Consider the following 19,840-nt stretch of genomic DNA (forward strand, 5'->3'; position numbering starts at 1 on the left):
GAGGATCCTCCCTTTTTGCTCTGGCGCGCCGATTTAGCGCTTGAGCTGCGACAGGTCGCGCACGGCGCCGCGGTCGGCGGAGGTGGTGAGCGCGGCGTAGGCTTGCAGCGCTTGCGACACGTAGCGGTCGCGGTTGACCGGCTGCCAGGCGTCGGCGCCCTTGGCTTCCATGGCGGCGCGGCGCGCGGCCAGTTCTGCGTCGTCGATGCGCAGGCTGATCTTGCGGTTCGGGATGTCGATGTCGATCATGTCGCCCTCCTCCACCAGGCCGATGGCGCCGCCCTCGGCCGCTTCCGGCGACGCGTGGCCGATCACCAGGCCGGACGAGCCGCCCGAGAAGCGGCCGTCGGTGAACAGCGCGCAGGCTTTGCCCAGGCCCTTGGACTTGATGTAGGAGGTCGGGTACAGCATCTCCTGCATGCCCGGGCCGCCCTTCGGACCTTCGTAGCGGATGATGACGACGTCGCCTTCATGCACGGTGTCGCCCAGGATGGCTTCCACCGCCGCGTCCTGGCTCTCGAACACGCGCGCCTTGCCGCTGAATTTCAGGATGCTCTCATCGACGCCGGCCGTCTTCACGATGCAGCCGTTTTCCGCCAGGTTGCCGTACAGGACGGCCAGGCCGCCGTCCTGCGAGTAGGCGTGCGCCTTGTCGCGGATGCAGCCGGTTTCGCGGTTCAGGTCCAGCGACGCGAAGCGCTCGGACTGCGAGAACGCGGTCTGGGTCGGCACGCCGCCGGGCGCGGCGCGGAACAACTGGTGCACGGCCGGGTCGTCGCTGCGCTTGATGTCGTTGCGTTCGATGGCGTCGCCCAGGGTCGGCGCGTGGATGCTGTAGACCGAGGTGTCCAGCAGGCCGGCGCGCGCCAGCTCGCCCAGGATGGAGATGATGCCGCCGGCGCGGTGCACGTCTTCGATGTGGAACTTGTCCGTCATCGGCGCCACTTTGCACAGGCAGGGCACCTTGCGCGAGATGCGGTCGATGTCGGCCATGGTGAACTCGACTTCGGCCTCGTGCGCGGCGGCCAGCAGGTGCAGCACGGTGTTGGTGGAGCCGCCCATGGAGACGTCCAGCGCCATGGCGTTCTCGAACGCGGCCTTGGTGGCGATGTTGCGCGGCAGGACCGATGCGTCGTCCTGCTCGTAGTAGCGCTTGGCCAGTTCCACCACCAGGCGGCCGGCCTTCAGGAACAGTTCCTTGCGGTCCGAGTGGGTGGCCAGGATGGTGCCGTTGCCGGGCAGGGACAGGCCCAGCGCCTCGGTCAGGCAGTTCATGGAATTGGCGGTGAACATGCCGGAGCAGGAACCGCAGGTGGGACAGGCGGAGCGCTCGATCTCGGCCACGTCGGCGTCCGAGACGGTGCTGTCGCCGGCCTTGATCATGGCGTCCACCAGGTCCAGCTTGATGATCTTCTGGTTGCCGTTGACCACCTTGACCACCTTGCCCGCTTCCATCGGGCCGCCGGAGACGAACACCACGGGGATGTTCAGGCGCATGGCGGCCATCAGCATGCCGGGGGTGATCTTGTCGCAGTTGGAGATGCACACCATGGCGTCGGCGCAGTGCGCGTTGACCATGTATTCCACCGAGTCGGCGATCAGGTCGCGCGAAGGCAGCGAGTACAGCATGCCGCCATGGCCCATGGCGATGCCGTCGTCCACCGCGATGGTGTTGAACTCCTTGGCCACGCCGCCGGCCGCTTCGATTTCGCGCGCGACCAGCTGGCCCAGGTCTTTCAGGTGCACGTGGCCGGGCACGAACTGGGTGAAGGAATTGACCACGGCGATGATGGGCTTGTCGAAATCGCCGTCCTTCATGCCGGTGGCGCGCCACAGGGCGCGGGCGCCGGCCATGTTGCGGCCGTGGGTGGTGGTGCGGGAACGGTATTGGGGCATGGCTTACTCCTATGATGTGCTAGCAGAGTGCCTTGCCCGCACTGCCATGTCAAATATAAGATTCCGGCTGCTGTGATACGCTACACATATCACAGCAACGAAATACCATAGGATTCCATATGAACCTCGAATTGCGCCAGCTGCGCTACTTCGCCGCCGTGGCCGAGGAACTGCACTTCGGCCGCGCCGCGCAGCGCCTGCACATGACGCAGCCGCCGCTGTCGCAGGCGATCCAGGCGCTGGAGGAATTGCTGGGCGCGCCGCTGTTCGAGCGCAACCGGCGCGGCGTGGCGCTGACGGCGGCCGGCGCGGCCCTGCTGCCGGAGGCGCGCCGCATGCTGGCGCAGGCGCAGGAACTGCCGCAGCTGGTGCAGCGCGCCGCCGCCGGCGAAGTGGGACGCCTGGCGCTGGCCTTCGTCTCGTCGGCCGACTACAGCGTGCTGCCGCCCTTCCTGCGCGCCTACCGCGCGGCCTTCCCGCAGGTGCAGATCGCGCTGCAGGAAGCCACCTCGGACCTGCAGCTGGAGGACCTGCTGCACGGGCGCATCGACGCCGGCCTGCTGATCCCGCCGCTGCCGGAACGCGCGCGCGGGGAACTCGATTATCTGCCGGTGCTGAAGGAGCCGCTGGTGCTGGCCGCGCCGGCCGGGCTGGCGGCGCTGCACGGCAAGCGCAAGGTGGCCCTGGACGCGCTGCCGGCGCTGCCGCTGATTATCTTCCCGCGCGCGATCTCGCCGGCGCTGTACGACGCGGTGCTGGGCGTGTTCCACGCGGCCGGCATCACGCCCGTCATAGGGCAGGAAGCGATCCAGATGCAGACCATCGTCAGCCTGGTGTCGGCTGGCATGGGCCTCGCACTTGTGCCACAATCGGTGTCGAACCTGAAGCGCCCGGGGGTAGAATACCGCGCGCTGCTCGACTCCACGCCGCTGGTGGAGACCGGGCTGGCCTGGCGCCGCGACAATCCCTCGCCGGTGCTGCAAGGCTTCCTCGAACTATTAAGAAAGAACACGCAATGCTGATACACCCGCTGCCCGATCCCATCGCCTTCTCGCTAGGCCCGGTCAAAGTCCATTGGTACGGGCTGATGTACGTGCTGGCGTTCGCGCTGTTCGTGGCGCTGGGCAGGGTGCGCATCAAGCAGCCGCACATCGCCAAGCTGGGCTGGCAGAACAAGGACCTGGACGACATGCTGTTCTACGGCATGCTGGGCGTGGTGCTGGGCGGACGGCTGGGCGAGGTGCTGTTCTACCGCTTCGACTTCTTCCTGCAGAATCCGCTGGAGATCTTCGCCGTGTGGCGCGGCGGCATGTCCTTCCATGGCGGCTTCCTGGGCGTGATGCTGGCCATGTGGCTGTGGGCGCGCAAGGCCGGGCGCAATGTGCTGGACGTGTACGACTTCATCGCGCCGCTGGTGCCGCTGGGCTACGCGGCCGGGCGCATCGGCAACTTCATCAACGCCGAACTGCCGGGGCGCTATGCGGACCCGTCGCTGCCGTGGGCCATGATCTGGCCCAACGTGGACGCCATGCCGCGCCATCCGTCGCCGATCTACCAGGCGCTGGTGGACGGGCTGCTGGTGTTCATCATCCTGTGGATGTTCGCGCGCCACGCGCGGCCGCGGCTGGCTGTCGGCGCCATGTACACCTTGCTGTACGGCTGCGCGCGTTTCTTCACCGAATACTTCCGCACGCCGGACTACGAAGTAAGCTTCCTCGGCTTCACCATCTCGTCGGGCCAGATGCTGTCGCTGCCGATGATCGTCGGCGCCATCGTGCTGCTGCTGTGGTCCTACAAGCGCAACATCTCCGCCACCGCCCCGGCGCCGGCTTAGCCTACTTGAGCAGGGCCTGGATGGTTTTCCATTGCGCCGGCGTGACCGGCGTGATGGACAGGCGGCTGCCCTTCTGCAGCAGCACCATGTCTTCCAGCGCGGGGATGGTGCGCAACTCGGCCAAAGACAGCAGGCGCGTTTTGCGCAGCGCTTTCACGTCCACCATCTGCCAGCGCGGCTCCTCCGGCTTGGACTTCGGATCGTAGTAGTGGCTCTCGGGATCGAACTGGGTATCGTCCGGATAGGCGCCGCTGGCCACTTCGGCGATGCCGGCGATGCCGGGCTGCGGGCAGCTGGAGTGGTAGAACAGCACGCCGTCGCCCACTTTCATCGCGTCGCGCATGAAGTTACGGGCCTGGTAGTTGCGCACGCCGAACCAGGGTACGGTGTGGCCCTTTGCGGCCAGCACGTCGTCGATGCTCATCTCGTCCGGTTCGGACTTCATCAGCCAGTAAGCCATGGCGCTCCTTCGTATGAAAGCTAGGGACGTAAAAAAGCGGCTGCGCACCAAGGTGCTAACAACCGCTCTTTTGGGAATGAAGCCCCGCCTGTGCCGCTATGCCGGCATCCCGAACCTGGTGGCTCAGGTGGTCACAGTTAGTTCAATTTCGGGTTCATCGGGCTAGCGACGCTCACTCCCATCAAACAAATTTCCGCGACCGTTGCATACAAATGGTTCAAGGAATATATGGCATCCGCGAACACTGCAGGGTGACACGGAGTTTACTCCTCTATCGCCGCCAGGGAAAGGCCTTTCGTCGTTAAAAAAGATTTTCTTGCGGCGTCAGCGCGCTGTCGAGCACCTTGTGCATGGCCGCCATCTTGTCCTGCATGTCCAGCACCGACATGTCCGACAGCGGCCCTTGCGGCGCGCGCGCGGACAGGAATTCGGCCGCCATGCCCAGCGCCGCCATCACGGCGATGCGGTCGTTGCCCTTGACCCGGCCGGCGTCGCGGATGGCCGTCATTTTCTTGTCGAGGAAGCTGGCCGCTTCGCGCAGCGCGCGCTCTTCTTCTTCCTTGCACGCCAGGCGGTACGGCTGGCCCATGATGCTCACGTCCAGATGTATCATTGCACGTCCTCTTGTGCCGGGGCCGGAGCGGCCTCGGTGGCGATGGCGGGAATCTTTTCCAGCAGCGCCGACACGCGCGCGTGCGCTTCGGCCAGGCGGCGCTGGCAAGCCATGTTGTCGGCCACCAGGGCCGCATTGACCTGGCGCAGCTGGGCGTTTTCACGCCGCAGCGCCAGGCTCATCTCGGCGAGCTGGTCGATCTTATCGGAAAGTTCTTGGAATTCTGAAATCATCCCGCAACTATAGGATGGCTAGGGAAGCCGCGTCAACAGGTACACGCGCATGACGCACATATTTAGGGGCACTCCTCAGACTATGGAAAAAATGCCAGGCTTGCTGGGCGCGTTAACGGCGCCGCTGCCGGTGCTGACGGCGCCCGTCCAGGACGAACTGCGCGTGCAGCCGGACGGCTATGCGCAGGTGCAAGGAGTGGTGCTTGAGAACATCCGGGACTGCGGGCGCGACCTGGCCTGCGCGCTGCGGCTGCGCGTGCGCGGGTCAGCCAATCGAAGAAACCATATAAATCGTTTACATTATTTCCCGCCGCCACCCGCCAGTCGAACGGATCGGCATGCACCGAGGCGTCGCGCCGCTTGATGTTGACGCCCCGATAGTTCGGGTCGCCACATTGACTTAAATAAAAGATTGTCATTTAAGTCACTGAAGGATGCTTGAGCCAGCGCAAAGAACGGCGCCCTTTCATAGGCGGCAATCAAATAAGTTCATGCCTGTCTTGAAATAGGACATAAGCGTCCCTATAATTGGCACTCGTTAGCCGAGAGTGCTAACAAGAATACTGAGGTTGCGATGCAGAAACATTCTGACCGCAGCCTCTCAGCACGACAACCATTGATAAAGGAGTTTTGTATGAACCTTCGCCCTTTGCACGATCGCGTCATCGTCAAACGTCTCGACCAGGAAACCAAAACCGCATCCGGCCTGATCATTCCTGACGCAGCCGCCGAAAAACCAGACCAGGGCGAAGTCCTGGCAGTGGGCAATGGCAAAGTGCTGGACGACGGCAAAGTGCGTCCGCTGGAAGTGAAAGTGGGCGACCGCGTTCTGTTCGGCAAATATTCCGGCCAAGCTGTCAAAGTCGACGGCGACGAGCTGCTGGTGATGCGCGAAGAAGACATCATGGCCGTTGTTAACAAGTAATTAGAAATAATTTCAGGAGAATTCGAACATGGCAGCTAAAGACGTAGTATTCGGCGACGCAGCGCGCGCCAAGATGGTTGAAGGCGTGAACATCCTCGCCAACGCAGTCAAAGTTACCCTGGGTCCTAAGGGCCGTAACGTGGTGCTGGAGCGCTCCTTCGGCGCCCCTACCGTTACCAAGGACGGCGTATCGGTCGCCAAAGAAATCGAACTGAAAGACAAGCTGCAGAACATGGGCGCGCAAATGGTGAAGGAAGTTGCTTCCAAAACCAGCGACAACGCCGGCGACGGCACCACCACCGCGACCGTGCTGGCCCAGGCTATCGTGCGCGAAGGCATGAAGTTCGTTGCCGCCGGCATGAACCCGATGGACCTGAAGCGCGGCATCGACAAGGCAGTTGCTGCCACCGTCGAGCAGATCGCCATCCTGGCCCGTCCATGCACCACCACCAAGGAAATCGCCCAGGTTGGCGCGATCTCGGCCAACTCCGACTACTCGATCGGCGAGCGCATCGCTGAAGCGATGGAAAAAGTGGGCAAGGAAGGCGTTATCACCGTGGAAGACGGCAAGTCGCTGAACGACGAGCTGGACATCGTTGAAGGTATGCAGTTCGACCGCGGCTACCTGTCGCCATACTTCATCAACAACCAGGAGAAGCAAGTTGCCATCCTGGACAATCCATTCGTCCTGCTGTGCGACAAGAAAATCTCCAACATCCGCGACCTGCTGCCGGTACTGGAACAAGTTGCCAAAGCTGGCCGTCCACTGCTGATCATCGCTGAAGACATCGAAGGCGAAGCGCTGGCGACCCTGGTTGTGAACAACATCCGCGGCATCCTGAAAACCTGCGCAGTGAAAGCCCCAGGCTTCGGCGACCGCCGCAAAGCCATGCTGGAAGACATCGCCGTGCTGACCGGCGGCCAGGTTGTTGCTGAAGAAATCGGCCTGACCCTGGAAAAAATCACCCTGGCGGAACTGGGCCAGGCCAAGCGCATCGAAGTGGGCAAGGAAAACACCATCGTTATCGATGGCGCCGGCGACGGTTCCAACATCGAAGCGCGCGTCAAGCAGATCCGCGTGCAGATCGAAGAAGCGACCTCGGACTACGACCGCGAGAAACTGCAAGAACGCGTAGCCAAGCTGGCCGGCGGCGTTGCCGTGATCAAAGTCGGTGCTGCCACCGAAGTTGAAATGAAAGAAAAGAAAGCCCGCGTGGAAGATGCACTGCACGCCACCCGCGCTGCGGTTGAAGAAGGCATCGTGCCAGGCGGCGGCGTGGCCCTGCTGCGCGCCCGTGCAGCCCTGACCGTCAAAGGCGACAATCCTGACCAGGAAGCTGGCATCAAGATCGTTCTGCGCGCGATGGAAGAGCCTCTGCGCATGATCGTGCAAAACGCCGGCGAAGAAGCATCGGTGGTGGTTGCAGCAGTGCTGGCCGGTTCCGGCAACCACGGCTACAACGCGTCGAACGGCACCTACGGCGACATGGTTGAAATGGGCGTGCTGGACCCAGCCAAAGTAACCCGCTCGGCTCTGCAGAACGCAGCGTCGATCGCTGGCCTGATGCTGACCACCGACTGCATGGTTGCTGAAATCAACGAAGACAAGCCAGCCGGCGGTATGGGTGGCATGGGCGGTATGGGTGGCATGGGCGGCATGGACGGCATGATGTAATAGCCGTTCCGCGCCGAACCGCACCGGTTCATCGCTGACAAGCCCGCAAGGTTCGCGCCTTGCGGGCTTTTTATTTGCCCAAGGTCAGCCGGACGCCGCTTGCCTCGCCGCCAAAGCCGCAATAAGCAAGTTGCTGCGCGGGTTCGCTTGGTTTAGTATGGCCGCAACTTTCCTCTCTCCATGACAAGGCTCTCATCCGATGGCACCGCGCTCTTCGAATTCCAAAACCGCCGCGATTGCCGGGACGCTGGCCGGGCTGCTGTCGGCTGGCCTGGGTGCTTATTATCTGTACTCGACGCGCCAGGAGGCGCAACCCGCAGCGCCGGCCGCCGCCGTGGCCAGTGCCGCCAGCGCGGGCAGCGCCGCGCTGCAAGCGCCTGCCGCCAAGGGCGCGCTGAGCCGCGAACAGGCGGTGGCGGCGCTGATGGCGCTGCCGGAGCTGAAGGCGTGGGCGGACAGGATAGAGACGGAATCGAAAGGCCAGGCGCGCGGCGCGCTGATGGAGTACGACGCGCAACTGCGCACCGTGAAAGGCAAGCAGTATTACCAGCTGAGCTTTGTCGAGAACAGCAGCGACGCGGCGCAGCGCTGGGAAAGCTTCCTGGTGGCGCAGTCCGACGGCGAGATCCTGGTGGATGACGATGTCAGCGGCGAACCGATGACGCTGGAGCAGTGGCGCAAAGAGAAAAAGCCGCTGCTGCGCAGCGGCCCGGGCGACTGATCTTTGGCGGCTTACGCGGCGGAACGCGCTGCGGCGGGCGCCGCCACCGCTGCGCTTTGCACGCGGCTGATCCACAGTATCGCCATCACTGTCAGCGCGGCGGCGGCCCAGCCGTTGTAGCCGTAGCCTGCAATGTGCCCGCCCGCGTCGGTGCTCAGCCAGAGCCCGCCGACGAAAGCGCCCAGCCCCGTCCCCATCTGCTGCACCGCCGAATTGGCGCTCAGGAACGCGCCGCGTTTCGACTGCTCCGGCACCGTCGTCATCAGGGCCTGCAGCGGCACGCTGCGGCCCGACAGCGCCGTCATGAAGAACGGGAACATCAACACCAGGCCGATCAGCGGCAAATGCGGCAAGTGCGTGATCAGCATCAGCGGCACGATGGAAAACGCCGCCACCCAGCGGAACACGCGCTGCTTGCCTGCGCGGTCCGCCCAGGCGCCGATGCGGCGCGCGCTGAACAGCGTGGCCAGCCCGCCGGCCAGGTAAATCCAGGTGATCTCGGCCGGCTGCACGCCGTAATTGGCCACCAGCACCGGGGAAATGAAGGGGATCACCAGCATGCCGGACATCATCGTCATGCCCGACAGCGCGAAGGCCTGCAAGTGCGCCGGCACGCGGAACATGCCCACCAGCTCGGGCAGGATGCGCGCCACCGGCACTGGCGCCGCCGCCAGGTGCGCGGACATGGACGGCAGCGCGCGCAGCGCCACGCACCAGATCAGCACCGAGAAGCCCACCAGCAGATAGAACGCCGACTGCCAGCCGAAATGGGCCGACATCATCACGCCCGCCGGCACGCCGGCAATCGCGGCCAGGCTGAACGAGGTCATGACGATGCCGGTGGCCGCGCCGCGCCGCTCGGGCGGCACCAGGTCGCCGATGATGGCCATGCAGATCGCGCCCAGCACGCCGCCGGTCAAGCCGGCAAAGGCGCGCGACAGCACCAGCACGTGGAAGTTCGGCGCCAGCGCGCAGGCCAGGTTCGATACGGTGAACAGGAAGAACATCGCCAGCAGCAGGCGCTTGCGGTCGAAGCGGTCGATATAGGTCATGGCCAGCAGGCCGGACAGGCCGGCGCACCAGGAATACACCGACACCGCGCCCGACACGGCGGCCGGCGTTTTGCCGAAGGCCTGCATCAGCTGCGGCGCCAGCGGCATCATCACCATGAAGTCCATGATGACGGTGAACTGGGTCAGCGCCAGCAGCCACAGGATCAGGCGCTCGCGCGTGGCCGATACCGGCGCTGCCGGGGGTACAGGGGAAACAGGGGAGACATTGGTCATAGGCTTCCGTTCAATCGAGTTGGTTGATGTCGGCGGCAGCTTTGCGCAGGATAGCGCGAATATGCTGCAGCCGTGTTTCGTCCGCCGAACCGTCGCGCGCGCGCCGGATCACCGCTTCCTTCAGTTCATGCATCAGCGAGCGCAGGTCGCCGCCGGCCTCGGCCGGCTCGCCCAGGCGCGCCATCATGGCGTCCACCATCTGGCGGTTTTCATCGAGGAAGGCCTGGCCGTCCGGCGTGACGGTGTGCAGCTTCTTCGGGCCGTCATGGCTGATCGACACGTGGCCCATGTCGTACAGCATGGCCATCAGCGGATAGATCGCGCCCGGGCTGGGCGAGTAGCTGCCGCCGGTGCGCTGCTCCAGCTCCTTGATGATTTCGTAGCCGTGGCGCGGCTTCTCCGCGATCAGCTGCAGCACCACGTAGCGCATGGCGCCGGCATCGAACATTTTGGGACCGCGCCCGCCGCCGCCGCGATGGTGGCCGTGGCCGTGCATGTGGGGGTGGAAGCGGTGGTGGCCTTTGAAAAAGTGGAACATGGGATTCTCCATAAGATATATCGAGCTAAGATATATCTTAACCAGTTTTTTCTAAATTTCAAGATTTTTTTGTGCCACCTGATTTCCCGCATTGCCGTATCATGCAAGCTCTGTCCCGTTGTCCTGTCCCATGTTCAAAAAACTACTAGCCCTCTTCGGAAAAAAAGCCCCAGCGGCGCCAGCCGGCCCTGCTGCTCTCAGCGCTCCCTACAAGCAGGACGAGCTCAATCTGATTTACAACCTGCTGTTCTGCGATGAAACGTCGCTCTACAAACCGCAGGGTACGGAGACGGCGCTGTTCGGCGAACAGGCCGACGCCTCCGTGGTGCGCACCATCGCCGAGGACCACGACGAGGAAAGCCGCGTACGCATCCTGGCCTGCAACTGGCTGCGCGAAAACGGCCATCCGGTGCCTGCCCACGAGCTGCTGGGCGTGATCGTGGAAGTGCCGCTCGACGAAGGCCTGGACGTGCTGGCCGCGTATGCGGACGGCACCGTGCGCTACATCAACCAGACCGGCAAGTTCGCCGTCTTCGAAGGCGCGCCGGACGCGGTGGCGGCCAGCGCCAAGGCGCTGGTGGAAACCGCCAAGCCGGCGCTGCGCCAGGCCACGCTGGCCGCGCGCGGCCGCATGCCGCCGCCGGGCCCCGGCCACCTGCGCATCGGCTTCCTGGCGTCGGACGGCCTGTACTTCACGCAAGGCACCTTCGAAACCCTGGCCAAGGACGCGCGCGCCTCCTCGGCGATCCAGAGCGCCCAGGCGCTGCTGGACCTGGTGGTGCGCCAGGCCAGCGAATAAATACGCCGCGCTCCGAATTCGAAAGCCCGCAAAAGCCCCGCAAGGGGCTTTTTTACTTTCATATCGCAATTAATTAACTTGCCAGATTGAAGTTATTATTTAATTAAATATATGCTTGACGCATAAGCAAGCCATGCGATACATTTTTACTGCCGCATGACGGCAACCATGTTTTCTTTCACCTACACAGAGAAAGACGAGCAAATGAATAATCAACAAGAGAAAAAGCTGTTTGCATTTAAACTGGCTGAGAAAAAAACCGAAACCCAGGCCAAGCCGGAAGCGCAATGGAAATCCCGTGACGGCGTAGCCGCCGCCGGCTGCTCCTTCCCGTCCGAGCGCTATTCCGTCGGCGCTGGCGGCGACTCCGGCGTGTACTGCTAATCAGCAGCGATAGGCCTTGCCTTTGGGCAAGGCCTTGCTCACGATGATACTGATCGTCACCAACAGTACCGATCTGCACGCGGACCTGCTCGTTTCCCACCTGTCCGCCAAAGACCGCCCCCACTTCCGCCTGAACCTCGACGCCTTTCCGCGCGACTACCAGATCCAGCAAACCTTCAACGCCGGCGGCATGCAGGCCGGCATCGTCCACCTGCCCAGCGGCAAAGCCGTGCAGCTCGATACCGTGGGCGCGACCTGGCTGCGCAAGGCCGGCGAATTCGTCTTCCCCAGCGCGGACCTGGCGCCGCAGGAGCGGGCTTACGCCGAGCAGGAAACCGAACACGCGCTATTTGGCTTGCTGTACAGCATGGACTGTTACTGGATGAGCCACCCGCTGGCGGTGCGCGGCGCGCAATGGAAAGGTGAGCAGTTACTTCGCGCGCGGCGCATGGGTTTCCGTGTGCCGGCCTCGCTGGTCACCAATTCGCCGGACCAGGTGCGCGCCTTCAAGGCGTCCATCGCGGGCGACCTGGTATTCAAATCTATGTCCAGCCCGCTGCTGGGCGCCGACCAGGTGGCCGAAGAGGACCGCATCTCCGCCGGCATCGGCACCACCATCATTACCGACGACATGATGGATAGCCTGGACGCGGTGAGCGAATTGGCTTGCCATTTTCAGGAATATATACCGAAACAATATGAATTAAGAGTGACCATCATCGGCTCGCAGGTATTCGCGGCCAAGATAAACAGCCAGGACGACGCCCGCACCGCAATCGATTCGCGCGATATGTCGGCGCCCATTCAATATGAGGCGTGCACGCTGCCGGACGATATGCAGCGGCGTTGCCTGCAATTTATCAGCAGTTATGGCTTGAATTACGGCGCCCTGGACTTTATTGTGACTCCGGACGGCGAATATATTTTCCTGGAAAACAATCCCGGCGGCCAGTTCTGGTATGTCCAGCAGCTGATACCCGAATTTAAAATGCTGGAAGCGCTTGCGGGCCGGCTGATCATGGAGGCGGAATGCCGCAGGCAGAGCAATTTCCCGCACTGAATCACATCACCGCCATCGAAGAGTTGCGCGACAGCCGCGTGCTGGTGCTGGCCGCGTCCACGCTGGAAATCGAACTGCTGCCCGCGCTGTACCAGCAGTGCCGCGATATCGGCCATACCCGGCGCCTGGACGTGCTGCTGCAAAGCCGTGGCGGCGTGGTCAACGGCGCGCGCCGCCTGGCCCTGCTGCTGCGCCAGTTCACCCATCACTTGAGTTTCATCGTGCCGCACTACTGCGAATCGTCGGCCACGCTGATGGCGCTGGCGGCGGACGAGATCATCGCCGGCGACCTGGCCATCTTCTCGCCCATCGATCCGCAGCTGCACGGCGGCGCCGGCGGGGATGGGGACTCCATGCTGTCCTGCCTGGATATCAGGCGCTTCGGCGACATGAGCAAGGACTGGTTCGGCGCCGAATCGGCGCAGGCGCAGGAACAGGCGCTGTCGCTGCTATGCGGCAGCATCTTCCCGCCCACGCTGACGGCTTTCTACCGCAGCGCACAGGAAGTGGAACAGATTGCAGGGGAGCTGCTGCGCCACCAGTTGCCGGGCCAGGACGATGCGAAACGCAAGGCCGTCGTGCAGCAGCTGATGTATGGCTACCACTCGCACAACTACGCCATCACGGGCGGCGAGCTGGAACGCATGGGACTGAAGGTGCGCCGCCACGAGGCGGTGGAGGACCACGCGTGGCAGATCTCGCAGGCGCTGCATGCGCTGGTGGGACGCGGCGTGTGCGAGACGCCGGACCAGCCGTGGCATGACGCGCTGCTGGCCACCCGCGACGGCACCCGCGTGCGCAGCAAGCGCAGTGGCGGGTTCGTGTCGCCGTGGCGCGAGTTGGGGGCGAAGACGGCATGACGGCGGGCGTCTATATGGCGGAAGTGTTCCGCTGCTTTACGGCCATGCTGCTGCTCGTGGCGGCGGTGGGCAAACTGCGCACGCTGGGCGAGTTCCGGCAGAACCTCACCGAGTCCTTCGGCGTGGGCACGCGCGCCGCCAGGGTGCTGGCGCCCGCCGTTGCCGCCACGGAGCTGCTGCTCGCCGCCGTCATCGCGCTGGGCGGCGGGATCGGCACTGGCGGCGGAATCGCTTATGCCGCGATGGCGGCGGCGCTGGCGATGTTTGCAGTGTTCACCGCGCTGGTGGCGCGCAAGTACGTCCAGGAGGGCATCGTGCGCTGCAGCTGCTTCGGCGAAGCGGGACGCTCGGTGTCGCCCTTCGACCTGCTGCGCAACGTGCTGGTGATGGCCTGCATCGCCTTCTACCTGGCCTACGCGGGCACGGGCATGGGCGGCGTCGCCACGGCGCCCCTCAGCAGCGAAGCCTGGTTCCTGGCGGCGGGCCTGGCCGCGTTCCTCACCGTGCTGGCCGTGGAGTTCCACGAAATCGCCATGCTGCTGGCGCACTCCGGTGAAGGACTGGCCTGATGGACACCAACACCCTTTACCTTATCCTCGGCGTACTGGCTTTCGGCCTGGCGCTGAACCTGAAACTGACGCTGTCCGTGCTCAACGCCAGCCGCAACGCCGCCGCTGCGGCCAACACGCCGTTCACGCTGCCCGAAGGCGAACGCATACCGCCCGTGCACGCGCGCAGCCTGCAAGGCGGCGCCACGCTGGCACTGGACGGCGAAGGACAGCCGTCGGTGCTGCTGTTCTTGTCCAGCACCTGCCCCAAGTGCCGTGGCAAGCTGCCCGAGATCGCCGCCCTGCTGCCGCTGGCGCAGCAAGCAGGCGTGGACCTGCGCCTGGTGAGCCGCGAGCCGGCCTGGCGGTTGCGGCGCTTCCTGGCCGGCACGCAGTTGGCCGCCGTCGCCGCGCGCGTCGGCACCAAGGGCTACAAGGCGCTCAACCCCACCATGACCTCGCCCTACTACGTCTTCCTGGACGAACATGCGCGCATGCAGGCCGGCGGCATCATCGGCGACGAGAACTGGAGCAGCTTCCAGGACCAGCTGCACGGCATGCCCGCCAGCGAAGGCGAGCGGGAGGCCGCGTGAATCCCCACCTCCAGCGCCTGCAACTGCTGCGCCCCTTCGCGCCCAGGCTGTGCGCGGCCCTGTGCGTGATGGCCGTCACCGTCGCCATCCAGCTGATCTACCCGCGCGCGCTGTCCTACTTCATCGACAACGTCAATACCCAGCGCAGCAGCGCGTGGTACACCAGCCTGGCGCTGGCCATGCTGGCGGTGCTGACCGCGCAAGCCGCCGCCAGCACGCTGCGCTACTACCTGTTCGAAACCACCGGCTACATGATCGTCACGCGCGCGCGGCGCCTGCTGTACGGCGCGCTGATGCACAAGCCCATCGGCTTCTACGACAAGCACAACGTGGGCGAACTGACCAGCCGCCTGAGCGCGGACGCCGAAGTGCTGCACGACACGCTGAGCACCGGCCTGCCGATCGCGCTGCGGTCGCTCTTCGTGTTCATTGGCGGCACCGTCATGCTGCTGACGATCTCGCCGGCACTGAGCCTGATCCTGGTGTTCTTCGTGCCCGCCACCATGCTGCTCGCCAAGTGGGGCGGCAAAAGCCTGCGCGGCCTGTCCGGCGACATCCAGGGCAGCCAGGCCGAATGCGGCAAGGTGGCCAATGAGCACTTCGCCAACATCCGCCTGGTGCGCGCCTTCAACCAGCACCGCACCGCCATCGCGCGCTACTTCACGGCCAGCGAACGGTCGCTGCAGGTATCGGTGTCCGCCACGCGCATGTTCGCCGCGTTCCGCGGAATGTCGTCCATGCTGGTCTACCTGGCGCTGCTGGCCACGCTGTGGTTCGGCGCCCGCATGATAGGCAGGGGCGAGCTGACGATAGGCGAGCTGACAGCCTTCCTGGTGTACGCCAACATGGTGTCCGAATCTGCCGGCGCGGTGAGCGACGCCTGGAGCGACTGGATGCGCACCATCGGCGCCACCGAGCGGGTGTTCGAGATAATGGGCGATGCCGGCAGCGGGGCCGGGGCCGGCGGCGCCAGTGGCGGCAAGCCGCCCCTGCCAGCCGCAGGCGCGGGCCGCTTTGCAGGCCATATCCGCTTCAGCGGCGTGAGCTTCCACTACCCCGAGCGGCCGGAACGGCGCGCGCTGGACAGCGTCAGCTTCACGGTGCAAGTGGGCGAGAAGATTGCGCTGGTCGGCCCGTCCGGCGCGGGCAAGTCCACCATCGCGGCGATGCTGCTGGGCTTTTACGCACCGGACAGCGGCAAGATCTCCTTCGACGGCGTGGACGCCGCCACGCTGGGCGGCACGGCGGTGCGCGCCAATATCGCCATCGTGGAGCAGGAACCGTCCATGTTCTCGGGCAGCATCTACGAGAACATCGCCTTCGCCGTGCCGGACCGGGAAGCCAGCCTGGCCGAGGTGGAACGCGCCGCCAGGGCGGCGCATGCGCACGACTTCATTGCCGCCTTCCCGAACGGCTACCAGACCATCGTCGGCGACCGTGGCGTGCAATTGTCCGGCGGCCAGAAGCAGCGCGTGGCCATAGCGCGCGCGCTGCTGCGCGACCCGGCGATACTCATATTGGACGAAGCCACCAGCGCGCTCGATTCAGCCAGCGAGCTGCAAGTGCAGCAGGCGCTGGACCGGCTGATGGAAGGCCGCACCACCATCATCATCGCGCATCGCTATTCCACCATCGTTAAGGCGGACCGCATCCTGGTGCTGGACCAGGGCCGCGTGGTGCAGCAGGACTCGCACCGGGAATTGATGCAGCATGAAACGGGGCTGTATTACCAGCTGATGGAACATCAGCTGGCGGGGCAGCGGCAACTCAGCGTGGTCTGAGCCGCCGCCAAAAATGACTAGCTGTCCAGGTGCGAGATCAGCAGGCGGCGGCTGTCGGCTTCCACGCCCTCGCCCGCTTTGCGTTCCAGCACCAGCTCGGCGTTCTGCGCGTCCACCGAAATGCCCACCGACAGGATGTCGATCAGCAGCAGCTGCAGGATGCGCGAGATCATCGACAGGAAAGTGGTGCTGTCCTCCGAATGGTCCACCGCCAGGCACACCGAGGCGCGCTTGGCCAGCGGCGACTGGCTGCTGGTGATGGCGATAACGTCCGCACCGGCGGCGCGCGCCGCGTCCACCGCGTCCAGCAGCTCCGGCAGCTTGCCGGAATTGGAAATGGCGATCACCACGTCGCCCGGCTTCAGCAGGCCGGCCGCCAGCACGAACAGGTGCGAGTCGCCGTAAGCCGCGGTCGGAATACGGAAGCGGAAGAACTTGTGCTGGCCGTCCAGCGCCACCACGCGCGAATTCCCCATCGCGAAGAACTCGATGCGCTTGGCCTTGGCCACCAGCGCAATCGCCTTGTCCAGCGAACGCACGTCCAGCTGGTCGCGGAACTTCAGGATGGCGGACACGGTGTTGTCGATCACCTTGGCGCTCAGGTCGTGCGTGCTGTCGGAGACGCGCACCTGGCTGTGGCGCACCGGGATCGCGCCGGTCAGGCTGCTGGCGAACTTCAGCTTGAAGTCGGCCAGGCCGGAGAAGCCCAGCGAGCGGCAGAAGCGGATCACGGTCGGCTGGCTCACCTCGGCCAGGCGCGCGATGTCGGCGATAGGCTCGTTGAGCACCAGGCGCGGCTGCTCCAGCACCAGCGCGGCCACGCGCTGCTCGGCCGGCGTGAGCTCGTGCTGCAGATGCTGCACGCGCTCCATCAGCGTATTGGCGCCGCTGCGGCCGCGCAGGTGTTCGGACAAAATCGTCGCCACGCCGTAGAACGCCGGATTCGGCGTGGTGATGACGTAGGTGGGAATCTCGGACAGATAGGTGGTGAAGCGGCCCTTGGCTTCGAAGCGCGCGCGGAACGGCGAGGTGGCGAACCAGTCGCCCATGCGCGGCACGATGCCGCCGCCGATGAAGATGCCGCCGAAAGCGCCCAGCGTCACCGCCAGGTTGGCGCTGGCGCCGCCCAGCATGGCGCAGAAGCACTCCAGCACTTCCAGGCACAGCGGATCCTTGTCGGTCAGCGCGCCGGCCATGATCTCCTGCGCGTTCAGGTCCTTCACGTTGCGGCCGTTACGCTTGGCGATGGCGCGGTAGATGATCTCCATGCCGGGGCCGGAAATCAGGCGCTCGGTCGACACGTGCGGCCAGGTCTGCCACGCGTACTGCAGGATCGCGTATTCGCGCTCGTCGGCCGGGGCGAAGTTGGTGTGGCCGCCTTCCGAGCCGAGAGTGACGAAACCGTCCACCGTCGGGATCACGCCGGACACGCCCAGGCCGGTGCCCGGCCCCAGCACGCCGATCACGGAATTGCTGGCCGGGGCGCCGCCGCCTACCTGCATCAGGTCCGCCGGCTTGAGGCCCGGCAGCGACATGGCCAGCGCGGTGAAGTCGTTCACCACCAGCAGCGTGTGCAGGCCCAGGGCGCGGCGCACTTCGTCGGTGGAGAATTCCCAGTCGCGGTTGGTCATGCGCACGTAGTCGCCGCTGACCGGGTTGGCCACCGCCAGCGCGGCGTGGTTCAGCGTGATGTCCGCATGGTCGGCCAGATAGGTGCGCAGCAGCGGCACGATGCCGGTGAAGTCGTCGCACTTGAGCACGCGCACGGCGCGGAACTCGGACGGGCCGGTTTGCAGCGCGAAGCGCGCATGCGTGGCGCCAATGTCCGCCAGCAGGCGCGGACCGTCCGCGAAAGCCGTGCGGCTGGTTTTTTGGTCAACTTCAGCTTGTCTCATCGTCGATTTTGTCGTGTTGGGAAGTTACGCCCGGAAGGCGGCAAGGATACCCGAAATACGCGATGTATAAAAGCAAACGCCCGCATCGCGGGCGTTACATTTGCTATGCCGCGTAGCCGAACCACGCTCCGTAAGCTGGCAGCTTCACGCTGCCGTCCGCGCCCGCCTCGCCCGGCAGCCCCGGCGCGGCGATCGTTTCGGCGCCGGCCGCCTGCGGCAAGGCGACCGTCACCGGCTCTTTGCCCAGGTTGAACACGGCCAGCACGCTGCGTTCGCCCGCCAGGTCGCGGCGCAGCGCCAGCACCGGTTCCGGCGTATCGAAGAACACCACGTCGCCGCGACTCAGTTGCGGCATGGTGCGGCGCCAGGCGATGATCTTGCGCGCAAACGCCAGCGGCGAGGCGGCGTCGGCTTCCTGCACCGAAGCGGCGCGGGCGATGTGCTGCTCGTCCACCGGCAGCCATGGCTTGCCGCTGGTGAAGCCACCGTTGGCGTCCTGGCTCCACGCGATCGGCGTGCGGCAGCCGTCGCGGCCTTTGAATTCCGGCCAGAAGGTGATGCCGTACGGGTCCTGCAGCAGCTCGTAAGGCACGTCGGCCTCGGTGAAGGCCAGCTCGTCGCCCTGGTACAGGCACGGCGTGCCTTTCAGCGACAGCTGCATGGCCAGCACCAGCTTGGCCATTTCCGGCGAAGGGTTGTCGCCGCCCCAGCGCGTCATCACGCGGATGGAATCGTGGTTGCCCACCGACCAGGAGGCCCAGCCGTCCTTCACGCGCGCGCCGAACTGCTCAACCTGCGAGCGGATATGCTTGGCCGAGCACACCGGCGTGAGCAGGTTGAAGCTGTAGGCCATGTGCAGCTTGTCGCCGCCTTCGGTGTATTCGGCCATCACGGCCAGCGAATCGTCCGCGCCCACTTCGCCGATGGCGACCGCGCCGTATTCGTCCAGCAGCTTGCGCAGCTTCCGCAGGAAGGCCACGTTCTCGGGCTGGGTCTTGTCGTGGATGTGGGCCTGCATGCCGTACGGGTTCACGTCCGTGACGGTGGACGTGTCGCGCACCAGCGCCGGCGGGTTGCTGCGCAGCTGGCGGTCGTGGAAGTGGAAATTGCAGGCGTCCATGCGCACGCCGTCCACGCCGCGCTCCAGCCAGAAACGCAGCGCGTCCAGATGCGCCTGCTGCACTTCCGGGTTGTGGAAGTTCAGGTCCGGCTGGCTGACCAGGAAGTTGTGCATGTAATACTGCTTGCGGCGCGAGTCCCACTGCCAGGACGAGCCGCCGAACACGGACATCCAGTTGTTCGGCGGGCAGCCGTCCGGCGCCGGGTCGGACCAGACGTACCAGTCGGCCTTCGGGTTGTCGCGGCTTTGGCGGCTTTCGGCGAACCACGGATGGTCCTCGGCCGTGTGCGACATCACCTGGTCGATCATGATCTTCAGGCCCAGGCTGTGCGCCTTGGCGATCAGGGCGTCGAAGTCGGCCAGGGTGCCGAACAGGGGATCGACATCGCAGTAGTCGGAAATGTCGTAGCCGAAGTCCTTCATCGGCGACTTGAAGAACGGCGAGATCCAGACAATGTCCACGCCCAGCTGCGCGATGTAGTCCAGCTTGGCGGTAATGCCGGGCAGGTCGCCCACGCCATCGCCGTTGCTGTCCTTGAAGCTGCGCGGATAAACCTGGTAGATGATCGCTTCGCGCCACCAGTTCGGGGACAATTGTTTGCTCATGTCGGTATCCAAG

General features: G+C 64.9%; 21 protein-coding genes and 1 other RNA gene. 13 read left to right on the forward strand and 9 right to left on the reverse strand.

Features of this window, described 5'->3' with window-relative positions; genetic code table 11:
• Window positions 1-33 precede the first annotated feature (33 nt).
• Window positions 34-1,896 carry a dihydroxy-acid dehydratase gene (gene ilvD / locus AC56DV_RS02510; RefSeq protein ID WP_496312723.1) on the reverse strand — a complete coding sequence of 621 codons (1,863 nt, stop codon included), beginning with the start codon at window positions 1,894-1,896 and terminating at the stop codon, window positions 34-36.
• Between the two features lie 119 nt (window positions 1,897-2,015).
• On the opposite strand from ilvD, the gene AC56DV_RS02515 reads away from it, so the two are divergent.
• Both AC56DV_RS02515 and lgt read left to right on the forward strand, forming a co-directional pair.
• Entirely contained in the window at window positions 2,016-2,918 is a 903-nt protein-coding gene (locus AC56DV_RS02515) for a LysR family transcriptional regulator (protein WP_496312724.1), read from the forward strand.
• Window positions 2,912-3,730 carry a prolipoprotein diacylglyceryl transferase gene (lgt, locus tag AC56DV_RS02520; protein ID WP_496312725.1) on the forward strand — a complete coding sequence of 273 codons (819 nt, stop codon included), beginning with the start codon at window positions 2,912-2,914 and terminating at the stop codon, window positions 3,728-3,730. Before AC56DV_RS02515 ends, lgt begins: the two co-directional genes overlap by 7 nt.
• Before the next feature lies 1 nt (window position 3,731).
• On the opposite strand, the gene AC56DV_RS02525 is transcribed toward lgt, so the two are convergent.
• The 4 genes from AC56DV_RS02525 to AC56DV_RS02540 form a co-directional block, all read right to left on the reverse strand.
• Window positions 3,732-4,190: an EVE domain-containing protein gene (locus AC56DV_RS02525; RefSeq protein WP_496312726.1), complete on the reverse strand. Its 459-nt coding sequence runs from the start codon at window positions 4,188-4,190 to the stop codon at window positions 3,732-3,734.
• 77 nt (window positions 4,191-4,267) lie between these two features.
• A non-coding RNA gene (gene ssrS / locus AC56DV_RS02530) (6S RNA) lies at window positions 4,268-4,446 on the reverse strand.
• A 45-nt stretch (window positions 4,447-4,491) separates the two neighbouring features.
• The gene (locus AC56DV_RS02535; protein WP_107872955.1) at window positions 4,492-4,803 is read right to left on the reverse strand and encodes a cell division protein ZapA; all 312 of its coding nucleotides are present in this window, start codon (window positions 4,801-4,803) and stop codon (window positions 4,492-4,494) included.
• Entirely contained in the window at window positions 4,800-5,036 is a 237-nt protein-coding gene (locus AC56DV_RS02540) for a hypothetical protein (RefSeq protein ID WP_496312727.1), read from the reverse strand. The genes AC56DV_RS02535 and AC56DV_RS02540 overlap by 4 nt, the downstream gene beginning before the upstream one ends.
• Window positions 5,037-5,118: 82 nt before the next feature.
• Here AC56DV_RS02540 and AC56DV_RS02545 point away from each other — a divergent pair, with 82 nt between their 5' ends.
• From AC56DV_RS02545 to AC56DV_RS02560, 4 genes are all read left to right on the forward strand, one after another.
• Window positions 5,119-5,400 (forward strand): hypothetical protein, encoded by a 282-nt coding sequence (locus tag AC56DV_RS02545; RefSeq protein ID WP_496312728.1) that lies wholly within the window; start codon window positions 5,119-5,121, stop codon window positions 5,398-5,400.
• 270 nt (window positions 5,401-5,670) lie between these two features.
• The gene (gene groES / locus AC56DV_RS02550) at window positions 5,671-5,961 is read left to right on the forward strand and encodes a co-chaperone GroES (RefSeq protein WP_056393686.1); all 291 of its coding nucleotides are present in this window, start codon (window positions 5,671-5,673) and stop codon (window positions 5,959-5,961) included.
• A 28-nt stretch (window positions 5,962-5,989) separates the two neighbouring features.
• Entirely contained in the window at window positions 5,990-7,636 is a 1,647-nt protein-coding gene (gene groL, locus AC56DV_RS02555; RefSeq protein ID WP_496312729.1) for a chaperonin GroEL, read from the forward strand.
• Window positions 7,637-7,835: 199 nt separating this feature from the next.
• A complete protein-coding gene (locus AC56DV_RS02560) occupies window positions 7,836-8,357 on the forward strand; it encodes a hypothetical protein (RefSeq protein ID WP_496312730.1) in 522 nt (173 codons plus the stop codon).
• A gap of 11 nt (window positions 8,358-8,368) precedes the next feature.
• Here AC56DV_RS02560 and AC56DV_RS02565 read toward each other — a convergent pair whose 3' ends face one another.
• Entirely contained in the window at window positions 8,369-9,643 is a 1,275-nt protein-coding gene (locus AC56DV_RS02565; RefSeq protein ID WP_496312731.1) for an MFS transporter, read from the reverse strand.
• Between the two features lie 10 nt (window positions 9,644-9,653).
• Entirely contained in the window at window positions 9,654-10,181 is a 528-nt protein-coding gene (locus AC56DV_RS02570; protein WP_496312732.1) for a PadR family transcriptional regulator, read from the reverse strand.
• Between the two features lie 130 nt (window positions 10,182-10,311).
• On the opposite strand from AC56DV_RS02570, the gene AC56DV_RS02575 reads away from it, so the two are divergent.
• The 7 genes from AC56DV_RS02575 to AC56DV_RS02605 all read left to right on the forward strand — a co-directional run bounded on the left by AC56DV_RS02575 (window position 10,312) and on the right by AC56DV_RS02605 (window position 16,206).
• Window positions 10,312-10,980, forward strand: a complete 669-nt coding sequence (locus AC56DV_RS02575) for a hypothetical protein (RefSeq protein WP_496312733.1) — start codon at window positions 10,312-10,314, stop codon at window positions 10,978-10,980.
• A gap of 168 nt (window positions 10,981-11,148) precedes the next feature.
• A complete protein-coding gene (locus tag AC56DV_RS02580; RefSeq protein ID WP_496312734.1) occupies window positions 11,149-11,364 on the forward strand; it encodes a hypothetical protein in 216 nt (71 codons plus the stop codon).
• 16 nt (window positions 11,365-11,380) lie between these two features.
• Window positions 11,381-12,424, forward strand: coding sequence for an ATP-grasp domain-containing protein (locus tag AC56DV_RS02585; RefSeq protein ID WP_496312735.1), 1,044 nt, complete (start codon window positions 11,381-11,383; stop codon window positions 12,422-12,424).
• Window positions 12,394-13,284 (forward strand): SDH family Clp fold serine proteinase, encoded by an 891-nt coding sequence (locus tag AC56DV_RS02590; RefSeq protein WP_496312736.1) that lies wholly within the window; start codon window positions 12,394-12,396, stop codon window positions 13,282-13,284. The genes AC56DV_RS02585 and AC56DV_RS02590 overlap by 31 nt, the downstream gene beginning before the upstream one ends.
• Window positions 13,281-13,853 (forward strand): MauE/DoxX family redox-associated membrane protein, encoded by a 573-nt coding sequence (locus AC56DV_RS02595; protein WP_496312737.1) that lies wholly within the window; start codon window positions 13,281-13,283, stop codon window positions 13,851-13,853. Before AC56DV_RS02590 ends, AC56DV_RS02595 begins: the two co-directional genes overlap by 4 nt.
• Window positions 13,853-14,425 (forward strand): TlpA family protein disulfide reductase, encoded by a 573-nt coding sequence (locus AC56DV_RS02600; protein WP_496312738.1) that lies wholly within the window; start codon window positions 13,853-13,855, stop codon window positions 14,423-14,425. The genes AC56DV_RS02595 and AC56DV_RS02600 overlap by 1 nt, the downstream gene beginning before the upstream one ends.
• A complete protein-coding gene (locus AC56DV_RS02605; protein WP_496312739.1) occupies window positions 14,422-16,206 on the forward strand; it encodes an ABC transporter ATP-binding protein in 1,785 nt (594 codons plus the stop codon). The genes AC56DV_RS02600 and AC56DV_RS02605 overlap by 4 nt, the downstream gene beginning before the upstream one ends.
• A gap of 17 nt (window positions 16,207-16,223) precedes the next feature.
• Here the strand turns inward: AC56DV_RS02605 and AC56DV_RS02610 are convergent, their stop codons facing one another.
• Both AC56DV_RS02610 and AC56DV_RS02615 read right to left on the reverse strand, forming a co-directional pair.
• Window positions 16,224-18,101, reverse strand: a complete 1,878-nt coding sequence (locus tag AC56DV_RS02610) for a glucokinase (RefSeq protein WP_496312740.1) — start codon at window positions 18,099-18,101, stop codon at window positions 16,224-16,226.
• Window positions 18,102-18,204: 103 nt separating this feature from the next.
• Window positions 18,205-19,827, reverse strand: a complete 1,623-nt coding sequence (locus AC56DV_RS02615) for an alpha-amylase family glycosyl hydrolase (protein ID WP_496312741.1) — start codon at window positions 19,825-19,827, stop codon at window positions 18,205-18,207.
• Window positions 19,828-19,840 lie beyond the last annotated feature (13 nt).

This window comes from Massilia sp. BGA-UO-ETr-WB1, assembly GCF_059567845.1.

Coding starts and splice junctions, on each gene's coding strand:
- ilvD (WP_496312723.1), bottom strand. CDS start 1,896: ATGCCCCAATACCGTTCCCGCACCACCACCCACGGCCGCAACATGGCC.
- AC56DV_RS02515 (WP_496312724.1), top strand. CDS start 2,016: ATGAACCTCGAATTGCGCCAGCTGCGCTACTTCGCCGCCGTGGCCGAG.
- lgt (WP_496312725.1), top strand. CDS start 2,912: ATGCTGATACACCCGCTGCCCGATCCCATCGCCTTCTCGCTAGGCCCG.
- AC56DV_RS02525 (WP_496312726.1), bottom strand. CDS start 4,190: ATGGCTTACTGGCTGATGAAGTCCGAACCGGACGAGATGAGCATCGAC.
- AC56DV_RS02535 (WP_107872955.1), bottom strand. CDS start 4,803: ATGATACATCTGGACGTGAGCATCATGGGCCAGCCGTACCGCCTGGCG.
- AC56DV_RS02540 (WP_496312727.1), bottom strand. CDS start 5,036: ATGATTTCAGAATTCCAAGAACTTTCCGATAAGATCGACCAGCTCGCC.
- AC56DV_RS02545 (WP_496312728.1), top strand. CDS start 5,119: ATGGAAAAAATGCCAGGCTTGCTGGGCGCGTTAACGGCGCCGCTGCCG.
- groES (WP_056393686.1), top strand. CDS start 5,671: ATGAACCTTCGCCCTTTGCACGATCGCGTCATCGTCAAACGTCTCGAC.
- groL (WP_496312729.1), top strand. CDS start 5,990: ATGGCAGCTAAAGACGTAGTATTCGGCGACGCAGCGCGCGCCAAGATG.
- AC56DV_RS02560 (WP_496312730.1), top strand. CDS start 7,836: ATGGCACCGCGCTCTTCGAATTCCAAAACCGCCGCGATTGCCGGGACG.
- AC56DV_RS02565 (WP_496312731.1), bottom strand. CDS start 9,643: ATGACCAATGTCTCCCCTGTTTCCCCTGTACCCCCGGCAGCGCCGGTA.
- AC56DV_RS02570 (WP_496312732.1), bottom strand. CDS start 10,181: ATGTTCCACTTTTTCAAAGGCCACCACCGCTTCCACCCCCACATGCAC.
- AC56DV_RS02575 (WP_496312733.1), top strand. CDS start 10,312: ATGTTCAAAAAACTACTAGCCCTCTTCGGAAAAAAAGCCCCAGCGGCG.
- AC56DV_RS02580 (WP_496312734.1), top strand. CDS start 11,149: ATGTTTTCTTTCACCTACACAGAGAAAGACGAGCAAATGAATAATCAA.
- AC56DV_RS02590 (WP_496312736.1), top strand. CDS start 12,394: ATGCCGCAGGCAGAGCAATTTCCCGCACTGAATCACATCACCGCCATC.
- AC56DV_RS02595 (WP_496312737.1), top strand. CDS start 13,281: ATGACGGCGGGCGTCTATATGGCGGAAGTGTTCCGCTGCTTTACGGCC.
- AC56DV_RS02600 (WP_496312738.1), top strand. CDS start 13,853: ATGGACACCAACACCCTTTACCTTATCCTCGGCGTACTGGCTTTCGGC.
- AC56DV_RS02610 (WP_496312740.1), bottom strand. CDS start 18,101: ATGAGACAAGCTGAAGTTGACCAAAAAACCAGCCGCACGGCTTTCGCG.
- AC56DV_RS02615 (WP_496312741.1), bottom strand. CDS start 19,827: ATGAGCAAACAATTGTCCCCGAACTGGTGGCGCGAAGCGATCATCTAC.